Source organism: Pseudidiomarina woesei (assembly GCF_001418345.1).
Lineage (GTDB): Bacteria > Pseudomonadota > Gammaproteobacteria > Enterobacterales > Alteromonadaceae > Pseudidiomarina > Pseudidiomarina woesei.
In genome coordinates this window covers 146609-159058 of sequence record NZ_LIPW01000001.1, presented here as the reverse complement: position 1 = coordinate 159058, position 12450 = coordinate 146609, and the positions used below count along the sequence as shown (strand labels likewise).

Sequence of the window (12450 nt, the reverse complement as noted above, 5' to 3'; positions counted from 1 at the left end):
TTTAAGATTGATGCAAAAGTTCAGACTAAATAATCAATTTGTTCAGAAATCACACAAAAAACGCCTTGACTATCACTCAAACTCACCTAGAGTAAAACATGGTGTTAACAAAGCAGTTTTTCAACGCTTATGTTGGCAACCATTCTAACAATAACTAAATTTTAAATGCAGAATAAAGGAAGTAGAAGTATGGCAACCGGTAAAGTGAAATGGTTCAATAACTCAAAAGGTTTTGGCTTTATCGAGGCGGAAGATCGCGAAGGCGATATTTTTGCACATTACTCAACTATTGAAATGGAAGGCTATCGTACCTTGAAAGCTGGACAAGACGTTGAGTTTCAACTCGAAGAAGGTCCTAAAGGGTTGCACGCAACCAACATTACTCCGGTGCAAGGTAAGTAAATACCCCATCGCACCAAATTAACAAAAACGCCGGCTTGCCGGCGTTTTTTGTTCTCATTCACTCAGCTATCAATGCCAAAGTAACGGCGCAACTGCTCTCGTAAATTCGGTGGTGTGCCGTGTACGGTCAGCTTATCGGTATTAGGGTCGTACTCTATGCGGCTTCCTAATAGCTCTTGGTCAAAACCAAGGCTTAAACCACCGCCCTGCCCCTGAAACTTAACCAACTTACGAAGTGTTGTTCTATCTGCGCGAATTTCCTCTGGCAATGGTTGCTCTTGGCTGGCAGTGAAGTCTGCGAAACTACGTTCGGTTGGCACCGACTCTCGGAGTTGTTCTGACAAGTCTTTCACACGTACCGGCTCGTTGTTTTGCCAAGACGTGTCGCAAATGTCGTACACCGATTTACGCAATGCGTTAGCTTGTTCGGTGGGAAGCGCTGCGTCCTTCACATAACTGTGCAAGCTTTCAACCAACTGTTGAGACTGCTTTTTGGCATTCAAGCCTTCAGCACAGCCAAGAAAGTCTAAAAAGAAATCTGAAACTTTACGGCCAACACGTCCTTTAATAAATGAAATATAGGTGGCCGAGTCAGGCTCTTCCTTCCACTCGGTAAGGTTAATTGTTGCAGCTAGCTGAACCTTATTTATATCTAGTTGAGAAGAACGATCTACTGAAAGGTCTGGCGCAATAGTAACTCCGTCTTTGCTAGGCAAAAAAGCTACAACTAAAAAGTCTTGGCCGCGTTCCGTGTAGCTGGCAATGACAAGAAAACCAGGTTCTAAAATGCCGTAATGCTGTAACTGTTGGTGCAAAATTTTTGCCGATTGCTGTGAAAACTCGACAAACTCTTCTTGTCCAGCACGCCATGCATCAAGTTTAGCGGGGAATTCACTCATTTGATGTTGCTCGGCATCATCAACCTCAGCATCAATAAAGCGCGCATACCCTTTGCTTGGTTTGGCGTTATAAACCTCGGTTAATTCATTTAATAACAAGCTTACTTCGTCATTAATCGCTAAGGTTTCTGGCGCAACGCGTAAGCCAATTTGCCCGTCGTTGGTATAAAACTGATGGATAATGCTATGTTTCACATCGGCTTGCATGGTATCTCGGTGTCCTTGTTTATTCCCTGTGGTACTATAGCGGCAAGTTTAACATGTTGAGAGTAAAAACGATGCCGATTGTTTCTAAGTATGACGTTGAAACCCAACAGCAATTATTAGAAGCTGTACTAAATGTATTAGAAGAACACCAAACACCCGCCGATTTGGCCTTGATGACTTTAGGGAATGCGGTGTCAAATGTGATTTCAGCGCGTTATAAACCAGAAGATGCTTACAAGGTCGCTGAACAATTTGGTAAAGTGCTGCTACAATCGATGGCAAAACAAGCATAAAGGTAATACTGGCCCATGAATAAACGTAAGCAGCGCCGCGACAAAATAGCCCGTCTTATTAGCTGGGGGCACTGGTTTACGTTTTTCAATATTTTGCTGGTGCTTGCTATTGGTACACTCTATATCGAAGCAAGTGAAATGCCAGAAACGGCTTTAGGCGTGTTGTATTTAATCGTTAATTGGCTTGGGCATTTTGCTTTTTTGCCGTTTATTACCTTTATTATTTTATTATTTCCGTTTTGCCTACTTATTCCTTACACCCGTATTTTGCGGGGCATCGCCACTTTAGTTGCCTCATTGGGGTTAATCGCATTAGTTGCCGATGCCTTGTTCTACCGCAATTATGGTTACCATTTAAATACTTATTCGTTATCGCAGTTAGCCACCGATGCCGAGTCTATTTTTGCCGGTGCTAGCTTTCTTATTTTACTGGGTATGTTGCTCATATTTGTCGTGCTACTTGTATTTGAGTTAGCGCTGGCCAACATTGCTTGGAAACGTCTTGATAAACTGCGCGAGAAACATTGGGGTGCCTCGTTTGGTGCGGTTTTCGTGTTGTGCTTTTTAAGTAGCCACAGCATTCATGTTTGGGCTGACGCGGTGTTTTATACACCAATCACCAAGCAAGACGATATGTTTCCGCTAAGTTATCCAACCACAGCAAAAACCCTAATGAGCAAGCATGGGTTATTGGTCGAGCAGCGCCACGAAGCAACGCAGCAACTCATTCGTAGCGGTACATCCATTCAATTGCATTACCCAACCCGTGAGTTGCAATGCGCGCGTGTGCCAGAAGCTCCGAATACCCTTGTTGTGGCCATTCAGTCGTTGAATGCTGACGGTTTACAAAACTTACAAGGCGCAGTACCTGAGCTCGCCCGTTTTAATTCAACGGTTATTGGTCATCCCGATACTGACAGCGGCATGTTTGAGCTTATTTATGCGCTGCCTGACCTCTATGAAACGCCGATCAATCATGCCAATAAACTCCCTGTCTATTTGTCTACTTTGCTTGATTATCGTGTTGACGTCACAGTAAACAACCTGTCCGAACAGGTGACCTTGCCGCGTGCGTTTGACGCGTTTCCTGGCTTTAATCTAACCCAGCCAAATGCAATTTTAGGTATTGCAGTGGCTGATCAGGTAACCCCTGAAATCATCGCCATAATTAAAAATCATTTACAACGTAAAGCCCGTATTTTCGTTGTTGGGGTTTCACCTACGGCCACAGGCACACAAGAGCCCTTTGCCCCACAAGCCATGCAGGTCGCATTATTACACTCCCCTAACGTGCAGCTTAAAGCACAACCTATGGTAATGCTGACGGATATTATGCCAACAGTGCTCGGTAGCTATATGAGTTGCGTAGACAACGCCAAAGCTTATGCTATTGGGTTAGATTTACAAAACGATGAGCAAAACTTACCGTTACTCACTAGTTTTGGACAGAAATTAGTTGTTTATGACGAAGAAATGACATCAATCATCAATGCCGATGCGAGCATACGTACGTTTAGCAACGACGACTTAAAACTTCTTCCAGGAGTGTCACCGGCGACACCTGTTTTAGTTGACGGAATTCGTAAATTAAAGAGGTTCAGTGGTGAGCAAACCGAGTAGATGTCTAATTAATCAGCAGTTAAACGTCTAGCTCTTGCCTATTTGCGATTATTCAGTAATATAGCGGGCTCGGTCGGCGTGTAGCGCAGCTTGGTAGCGCACTGTCATGGGGTGTCAGGGGTCGCTGGTTCAAATCCAGTCACGCCGACCAATTTTATTCCTTCGGCGCAATCTGATAGCGTTGTCGCCCATTCTGCTTAGCAACATACATTGCATTATCCGCAGCACTTAATAATGCCGTCGCTGTAAGCCCATTGCCTGGGTAAAATGCAATACCTATTGAAGCACCAACTTGTACCGTAATCTCACCAATTCTAAACGGCTTTTGTAACGCTATAAGTAATTTGTCGGCAATTGCACCAGCATCATCTCGGTGCTTAATTTGATTAATGATCACCACAAACTCATCACCACCTAAACGTCCAATAACATCGTTTGCGCGCAGCGCCTCTTTCACGCGTGGCCCAATGGCTTGCAGTAAAGCATCACCAACAGCGTGGCCATAGGTGTCATTAACCGGTTTGAATTTATCAAGATCAATAAAAAGCACAGCAAAATCGTGGGTGTGATCGGCCGTAGCTTTCTCTATAGCTTCTTTCAGTAGATGTTCAATGGCAAAGCGATTCGGCAAGTGCGTTAGTGCATCTGTCATCGCTAAAGTTTCAATACGTTTCTGTGCTGTTTTCTCAGATGATATGTCATTAAAAATATGAATCAGCTGGGTTGCTATACCCTCACTATTGCGTACCGGCGAAATGGTCTGTAAGGCGGGGAACTTTGACCCAGTTGGACGCACGTACCACACTTCCCCCTGCCAGCTTTCATGCTGCCGAATATGCCGCGTTACGTCTTCGCGCATTGCAGTAGTCACTTTTTCATGATCAACAAAGTTTAGTAGGCTTTTGCTTTTTAAATGGGCAACATCGGTATCAAACAATCGTGCCACAGCGCTATTCGCGCGAATAATGGTTAGTTTGGCGTCGGTAATCACGATTGCTTCATGGGTTTTCTCAAACACAGTATTCGCAAGCACTAATTTATTGTTCGAATCTTTAAGCTGCATGGTACGTTCAATTTGTACTCTAATAATTGGCTGCAGCCATTGCCGAATCAAATATGCTCCCACTAATGCAGAGAATAGAATGCCGCCTAAAATCCACAGTAAACCTGACTGCAAACCATAGGCTAATGTTTGATTAGGCGTTGTAACTATTAGGCCCCATTGTGAATCTCGAAAAGGAACGAAATAATGACTTAGTCCTTCATCTGAATTTGACTGCGCATGAAAAACAAATGCCTGATCACCGTAACCTGCTAACGCAAGCATCTGCGGTTCTGTTAAACGGTCATGTTCAAGTGCTTGGGTATGCGGATTAAACTTTAAATAAACACGATCACGGGTGTTCACCAGCTGAAATTCGGTTTCTGGCCCAAACTGATTCAAATTGCGAAGAATTCCTTGTATCGCAAAACTATTAAACAGCAAAATATCCACACCAATAATTGCCTGATGTTCATCATCATAAACCGGTGATGTTGCCGAAATATAAATCGCGGTTTCGGAACTAGTATTGGATTCATCAACAGTGGTATGAGCAACATAGTAGATAGGCTTCCCTGCTAGTTCGGAAAGCGAAATGTCAGTGGGTAGCTCGTTATTATCCGCCGGGCCGGGATACTTAGAAATTAACTGCAACTTGCTATCTAGACGATACCCCATAATAAGCTCTGGAATAAGTCGCGATGCATCTTCTAGACGCGACTGCGAGTCATGAGTTAGCTGCGATTTGGTTATATTTCCAAGATAGTACTGATAAAGTTGCTGACGAATATGTGAGCGACTCGAAAACTGTGCGGCAATTGATGAATAATGCTCAAGTTGCTGTTGTACGGCGATGGCTTGCGCGTTCGCATAAGCTAACGCTAGATTATTTGTTGATTTTTCAACATAAAAATAAAGTGGTACTAAAGTGCTTAAACTGGCAATGACTCCTGTTAATAAAATACCGATAACAACGCGACGAGTCAGTTGATTAAATGAACGCGGTATTTTGGCCTGCCCTTTTGCCATGACTTGGCATCCTTGTAGTCATCACCTACTGTGACACATTTAGTATAACGCCAACCAATGAATTAAAAACGCCTCTTTGTGGGTACTGCTTAATCCCCTCGGTTAGCCCTGTTGCCAAAAGCCGCGGCACAGCTCAGTAATGTCATGAACACACAGCTGACGATCGTTATCACGAATAAAGCTGCGCTGGCTCAAGCTTGACCATTGTGGGTTGCGTCGTGCCACTTTTAACCGTGTTGATAACGCACGCAAGAACTGATCGCGCAATTTGGTCGACTGCGTTACTAACAGCAACTGCTGAGAACCGTGGCCTCGGGTTGCCAGTTGTTGCAGCAAATTCATTTGACGCAGCGTCAGCAACTTAATGATTTCGTCATCAACTATTAATTCGCGTTCGCCCCGCATGTGGCTTAATACTTTTTTACCATAATGAGTCCAGCCTTGCCATAAGCCGCCTATCGCTGCACCAAGTGCGGTTCCCGCGCCCAAACTTGCGCCACCCACCATCAAATCAAGGCCAGCACCAACAGCAGCACCACTGCCTACACCTACGCTAGTTTTAATACCAAAGTTTTTTAGTGTTTCACTCTCGAACAAATCATCTTTGTAATCGCCATCGCTTAAGCGTAGTTGCTGCAAACGCACGTGCTCAATTCGAAAGGCATACAGCGCTAGCATCTCGGTAACACAGTTGCGCTCGCGCCGCTTTACTAACTGCTGCATGTTATCAATAAGCACGCGCAATGGTTTTTCGGTTATTTGTGCAGGAACATTTTCTGAATAAGCAGCAACGTCAACTAATAACTCGGCAATTTGGGTTAGACCGGTATTTAAACGGTGCTCACGCTGTTGCTGACGATAGTCTGCGAGTTGTTGTAATTGTTCATGGAACCCCGGAACAATCGCCCCTAGTCGGCTGAATAATATCGACTCACCACCTTCGGGAGGGCTTACTGCGTCGAATTCAATATACGCATGTAAGTTCACTTTAGTGAGAGCCAGTTTCCACTGGTTCATGTTATTGGGCTTTTGCCCGGTAAAATTAAGCACCGGCAAAATTGGCTTGCCGCAGCGCGCTAATACGCTCAGTTCATCCTGGTATTTAGGAAGCACCGGATCGCGCACGTCAATCACATACAGCGCAGCGTGACACTTCAATAGTTGGCGCAGTACTTTGGATTCTTGCTCAAACTCACTCGCCGCAATTTTGGTGTTCAAAAAGTGACGTACTTGCGCAGGGCCGTCATGGCGAAAACTTGATTCACTGTGTACCAAATGATCAAATAAATCAGATCCGGCCTCTAAGCCTGGAGTATCAAATAATCGCATCAATACATGCCCGTTGGCATCCACATCAATGCTCGTTACTTCGCGCGTTGTGCTTGGCCGTGAGTCTACTTCACCAAATTGGCTGTCGTGCAATAAGGTGCGCATTAATGACGTTTTGCCAGTGTTTGTATGCCCGACAACCGCGAGCATCAATGCATTACTTAATTCCATATGATGCCCTCCTCGGTTAAGCCTTTCTGCCAGTGACCAATGCGCTCGTCATCAGGGTTTTCACTAATAACAAGCTGTACTTCAACATGAGTACAATATTGTTGTAACCGCTGAATAAAACGCAGCGCAGCGCGATCTGGGGTTAATTGCGCATTCACACGTACCACAAGCGTCGCCACCGGAGCATCGTCAAGCCGTTGTAGTATGCGCTGGCGGTCATCGCTACGCGCAATAACGCCGCCATACCAGGTTTCATTTTGATGCCGTTGTAACCAGTTTTGATCATGTTCGTGGTCAAGGCTTATAACTAACTCACCCTGGCCTGGCTTTGGCTCACGGGTTTGCCAGTCATCCATTCCTGCCACGTCACTGTCGGCATCAATTAATTCAGTCGCCGCAGAAGTGGTTAGTTTGCGTATAACCGGGGCATAACCAGGTAGCGTTAAGTCAATTCTCATGGCCGCCACGCGACGTAATACCAGCAATAATGAGCCAAATAACGCAACTGCACGCCAAGCCACACCGTAAACAACAATGCAGGCCAGTAACCAACGCCCTGCATTCAATTGTTCGCTGGCTGCCGGGTTATCCCACATAGCCGCCACAGAAGGCGCATCTACGCCGAATAATGACGGAATAAAGTTAAGCACACTAACCCACACCTGAAGGCTGTCGGCGGGCCAGATTGTGGTCGCCCAGGTAAAGGTATATGCACTTGTGCTTAAATGAAAAAACAACACAAACCAAACCATCAACATAAACAATGTCCAATAACCATGCGTTAATACGGCACCAGCTGGCTTGGTTAATCGATACTGATTAGCAATGGTGAGTAAGGTATTGTTAAATTGCTGATTATATTGGCGCTGGCCAATATGCTCTAATAGCCACAATGAAATGCGCCCAATCCATCCAAAACTGTCTTTGAGCAACAGTGATACGCACCATAGAATGAATAAAATCAGATGCAAACCAAGCAGCATCATTAGTGCATAACTTAGTGAAATGGGTTGATTAACTGATAAGGTACCGCGAACCAAAGCAACAGCACCGAGCACAGCGAACACAGACAGTAAAATAGCGATAAGACGACGAAAGTGGTCCCACAAACGAAGTTGGTGAACCAGGCCTAAGCGTGCCGCAAGCAGCTCGGCACGTTTAAATACGCGCTGCTCCATAGTCGGCATTTGACGTGCTTGATGGTCGATTGCGTCAGCGCGCTGAAAGCCATTTTGTAGTTCATAACGGCGAACTAGCTCCGCCATCCAAATGGAACGAAATCGGGAGAATAATTTGAACATAATACCGCTGTCTACTTCGCTAATTGGGGTGCAGCTCTGCACCGTTTATTATAATTGTTATTTAACCCGAGAAGCGACGCTAATACAACGGCGGAATTACAGTTGTGTGCGTTGGCGGCAACTAGCCTCTGACAGATCGTGGTTAACACTTACATAATGATCATTCGGGCAGACTAGCTTCACATTTTTTCGCTTCGAAGACGGTGCAATTTCACTAAGTTTTACTGCCCAATCAGACAGACTTACCTCTGGCGTAATATCAATTTGCTGGTCTTGGTTATAATATTTAAACGCTGCACCAGCGAATATAAGCAGCAATAATAATTTACGCATAGCCACTTCCACCTTGTCGAAGCAATCGACTGTTAGACAAAACACTGCTCTAGTCTAAGTAAAACTTGTAATTTGCACCGTAAGTTTCAGGTAAATTCATTGTAAATATTTGTACTCTTTTTATCGGCAATTATTTATATCACTTTATAGCAGCAGAGTAATTACCACGAATCACTACGCTCGGCAGATTAGTCAGGTAAAAAACCGCCTGACTGACGGGCCCATAATTGCGCATAAATACCACCGTTTGCGAGTAACTCTTCATGGCTACCCTGCTCAACAATCTGCCCTTCGTCCATAACAATCAGGCGGTCCATAGCGGCAATAGTCGACAACCTATGGGCGATAGCAATCACCGTTTTGCCTTCCATTAAGCGGTATAAATTCTCTTGAATAGCAGCTTCAACTTCAGAGTCAAGTGCTGAGGTTGCCTCGTCGAGAATGAGAATAGGCGCATCTTTTAACATCACCCGTGCAATGGCGATGCGTTGGCGTTGACCGCCCGACAATTTGACCCCGCGTTCACCCACATGAGCATCATAACCTCGGCGCCCCTGCGCATCTTCTAAATCGGCGATGAAGAGATCAGCTTCGGCTTTGTGCGCTGCTTGCTCGATCATTGCATCGGTGGCATCAGGGCGGCCATAAGCAATATTGCCACGTACCGAACGGTGTAATAGTGACGTATCTTGGGTCACCATACCAATGTGTTGGCGTAGGCTTTCTTGCGTCACGTTGGAAATATTTTGTCCGTCAATGGTAATCGCCCCATGGTTTACTTCAAAAAAGCGCAGTAACAAATTCACCAAGGTTGACTTACCTGCACCTGAACGCCCAACTAAGCCAATTTTCTCGCCAGCTTTAATGGTTAAATTCAACTGCTTTAAAACTGGTTTATCGGCATTGTAATGAAAATCAACTTGGTCGAATCGAATCTCACCATTTGACACGGCTAGGGGCTTAGCATTGTCTTTGTCTTGGATGTCTTGTTGCACAGACACTGTTTTAATACCGTCTTGCACGGTGCCGATATTTTCAAACAGCGAGGATATTTCCCACATAATCCATTGACTCATACCCCATAAACGCAATACCAAACTCAACGCAACAGCAATGGCGCCCACGCTAATTAACGAGTCAACCCACAATTGAATAGCTAGGAAGCCAACCGAGAATAACAACAACGAATTTAAAATATATAAACAGGTGTAGAGCTTGGTCACCAAGCGCATTTGTTTATGCACGGTTCCCAAAAAGTCACTCATACCTTCTTTTGCGTACGTCAGCTCACGTTGCGCATGGGAAAACAATTTTACGGTTTGAATATTGGTGTAACTATCAACAATACGCCCGGTCATAATTGAACGGGCATCGGCTTGAGCAGCAGCTACTTTGCCTAAACGCGGCACGAAATAGCGCAACAGCACAATATACAGCCCTAACCAAGCAAGCAGCGGTAACGCCAAACGCCAATCCGCACTGGCAACAATGGCCACAGTGCCGATAAAGTATACGGTCACGTAATTCAGCACATCAAACAGCTTGATCACGCACTCTCGCACGGCCAAGGCGGTCTGCATTAGTTTGGTGGCTATGCGTCCAGCAAACTCGTCTTGGTAAAAAGTAATTGATTGGTTCAGTAAATATTTATGCACCAACCAGCGAATTCGCATTGGGTAATTACCAAGCAGCGACTGATAAGTGATTAATGAATGCAGCACCACCAATAGCGGTAAGCCAATGAGCACCACTGCCGCCATGCCAGTTAAACTCCAAAACTGCTCACTAACAAAGGTTGCACGGTTCTGCGAGGCTAGCCAGTCGACAATATTACCAATGAAACTAAACAACCAGACTTCGGTTATGGCAATGAGCATCATTAGCGCGCCAGCCGCAAAAATATAGGGCCAAGCCCCCTTGCTGTAATAAATACAAAACGCCACTAAACCTTTTGGTGGCTGTTCAGGCTGCCCTTCTGGAAATGGCGGTAAACGTTGTTCAAACCAGCGAAACATTGAGGATCCTTCAACAGGTGAATTGCGTAGAAATAAGCTAGACTTTGGTCGAATGTCCGTCTTAACTAGGTATGAAGTACCATAACGCAGTTATTGTCGTCCTTATAATAAACCAAAAAAGGTAATACCATGAACGCAATTTTGCTGATGTTACTCGGTTTAGGAGCGATGTTTCTTGGCTATGTAATTTATTCGAAATTTATAGCCGAGAAAATATTTAAACTCGATCCTAACTTCCGAACCCCGGCTCATGAATTTGAAGACGGTATCGACTTTGTTCCTACCAACAAATACGTACTTTGGGGGCACCACTTTACCTCAGTTGCGGGCGCAGCTCCGATTATCGGCCCTGCTATTGCTGTTATTTGGGGTTGGGTTCCGGCTTTTCTTTGGGTTGTTTTCGGTACCATTTTCTTTGCGGGTGTACATGACGCCGGTGCCATTTGGGCCTCCAACCGCAATAAAGCACGGTCAATTGGCGCTTTAACCGGTGATGTGGTCGGCAAACGCTCACAAAGCTTGTTCATGATCGTTATCTTTTTAGTGCTGTTAATGGTGAATGCGGTGTTCGCAACCGCTATTTCAGGTTTGCTGATTAACTTCCCAAGCTCTGTTGTGCCAGTGTGGGGTGCTATTTTTGTGGCGTTAATTATCGGCCAGGTTATTTTCCGCAAATGGATGAACCTAGGTACGGTATCTATTCTTGGCGTCATTGCTCTGTATGCGCTGATATACGCAGGCCCTAGCTTCCCTATCGAGCTACCAGAAACGGTGTTTGGCGTGTCAGACAATGCGCAATGGATTTTAGTCCTCTTTGCCTATGCGGCCATCGCCTCGTTGTTACCTGTGTGGATGCTACTACAGCCGCGCGATTATATTAACGGCCTACAGTTGTTCATCGGTTTGTTTTTAGTTTACGGTGCGGTGTTAATTAGTGGCCCTGAGCTTGTCGCGCCAGCGTTCAATACGAATGTACCCGAGGGCACGCCAAGCCTAGTTCCGTTGCTCTTTGTTACCATCGCTTGTGGTGCTATTTCTGGCTTCCATGGTTTAGTCGCGTCAGGTACCACCTCAAAACAATTAGACAAAGAAACTGATTTGCGTTTTGTTGGTTATTTTGGCGCCATTGGTGAAGGTTCGCTGTCTTTAGCAACCATTATTGCAGTCACTGCAGGTTTTGCGACGTTAGCCGACTGGCAAGCGGTGTACCACAGCTTTGGTCAAGGCGGTGTCACAGCGTTCGTGCAAGGCGGCGCCAATATTCTGCAAAATGGCTTGGGCCTTGATGTCGACCTAGCACAAACATTGCTCACGGTTATGGCCGTGTTATTCGCGGGCACCACCATGGACACGGGTCTGCGTTTACAGCGCTATATTTTTCAAGAGTGGGGCAACATTTATAACATCAAATGGATGGAAAAAGCGGCTCCGGCGACATTGTTAGCCGTAGGTACCTGTTTATTACTAGCCTTCGGCGCTGGCGGCGCTGATGGTTCAGGTGGCTTATTAATTTGGCCGTTATTTGGTACCACCAACCAATTGCTAGCCGGTTTAACGTTGTTGGTTGTCACCACTATGTTGGTTAAATTAGGGCGCCCCATGTACGTGACCCTCATTCCGCTGCTGTTCTTATTGGTTATGACTATTTATGCCCTACTCATCCAGTTAATGGGCTTTTACCACAAGTCAGACTGGTTCTTATTCAGCTTAGATTTAGTCGTGCTGATTGCGGCCATTTGGATTGCGCTTGAATCGGCGGGTGTATTGACGCGTTTAGTGCGCGAGAATAAAGCAAGTAAGGCTAGTTAA

At 45.4% G+C, this 12450-nt stretch carries 10 protein-coding genes and 1 tRNA gene; 5 read left to right on the top strand and 6 right to left on the bottom strand.

Annotated features, from left to right (window positions below; translation table 11 throughout):
* The first annotated feature begins 189 nt into the window (after nt 1-189).
* The gene (gene cspD, locus ASC40_RS00780; RefSeq protein ID WP_055437890.1) at nt 190-402 is read left to right on the top strand and encodes a cold shock domain-containing protein CspD; all 213 of its coding nucleotides are present in this window, start codon (nt 190-192) and stop codon (nt 400-402) included.
* Between the two features lie 62 nt (nt 403-464).
* Here the strand turns inward: cspD and yejK are convergent, their stop codons facing one another.
* Entirely contained in the window at nt 465-1508 is a 1044-nt protein-coding gene (gene yejK, locus ASC40_RS00775) for a nucleoid-associated protein YejK (protein WP_055437889.1), read from the bottom strand.
* 53 nt (nt 1509-1561) lie between these two features.
* Here yejK and ASC40_RS00770 point away from each other — a divergent pair, with 53 nt between their 5' ends.
* The 3 genes from ASC40_RS00770 (at nt 1562) to ASC40_RS00760 (ending at nt 3572) form a co-directional block, all read left to right on the top strand.
* On the top strand, nt 1562-1801 hold the full coding sequence (locus tag ASC40_RS00770; RefSeq protein WP_245622150.1) for a DUF1414 domain-containing protein: 240 nt from the start codon (nt 1562-1564) through the stop codon (nt 1799-1801).
* Between the two features lie 15 nt (nt 1802-1816).
* Nucleotides 1817-3421, top strand: coding sequence for a DUF3413 domain-containing protein (locus tag ASC40_RS00765; RefSeq protein WP_055437887.1), 1605 nt, complete (start codon nt 1817-1819; stop codon nt 3419-3421).
* A 74-nt stretch (nt 3422-3495) separates the two neighbouring features.
* Nucleotides 3496-3572 (top strand) — tRNA-Pro (locus ASC40_RS00760).
* Nucleotides 3573-3575: 3 nt separating this feature from the next.
* On the opposite strand, the gene ASC40_RS00755 is transcribed toward ASC40_RS00760, so the two are convergent.
* The 5 genes from ASC40_RS00755 to ASC40_RS00735 form a co-directional block, all read right to left on the bottom strand.
* Nucleotides 3576-5492 carry a sensor domain-containing diguanylate cyclase gene (locus ASC40_RS00755; RefSeq protein ID WP_055437886.1) on the bottom strand — a complete coding sequence of 639 codons (1917 nt, stop codon included), beginning with the start codon at nt 5490-5492 and terminating at the stop codon, nt 3576-3578.
* 102 nt (nt 5493-5594) lie between these two features.
* Nucleotides 5595-6992, bottom strand: coding sequence for a GTPase/DUF3482 domain-containing protein (locus ASC40_RS00750; RefSeq protein ID WP_055437885.1), 1398 nt, complete (start codon nt 6990-6992; stop codon nt 5595-5597).
* On the bottom strand, nt 6983-8257 hold the full coding sequence (locus tag ASC40_RS00745) for a DUF2868 domain-containing protein (RefSeq protein ID WP_055437884.1): 1275 nt from the start codon (nt 8255-8257) through the stop codon (nt 6983-6985). Before ASC40_RS00745 ends, ASC40_RS00750 begins: the two co-directional genes overlap by 10 nt.
* Nucleotides 8258-8389: 132 nt before the next feature.
* The gene (locus tag ASC40_RS00740) at nt 8390-8626 is read right to left on the bottom strand and encodes a hypothetical protein (RefSeq protein WP_055437883.1); all 237 of its coding nucleotides are present in this window, start codon (nt 8624-8626) and stop codon (nt 8390-8392) included.
* A 188-nt stretch (nt 8627-8814) separates the two neighbouring features.
* Nucleotides 8815-10641 (bottom strand): ABC transporter ATP-binding protein, encoded by a 1827-nt coding sequence (locus ASC40_RS00735; RefSeq protein ID WP_055437882.1) that lies wholly within the window; start codon nt 10639-10641, stop codon nt 8815-8817.
* A 129-nt stretch (nt 10642-10770) separates the two neighbouring features.
* Between ASC40_RS00735 and ASC40_RS00730 the strand changes: the two genes are divergently transcribed.
* Nucleotides 10771-12450: a carbon starvation CstA family protein gene (locus tag ASC40_RS00730; RefSeq protein WP_055437881.1), complete on the top strand. Its 1680-nt coding sequence runs from the start codon at nt 10771-10773 to the stop codon at nt 12448-12450.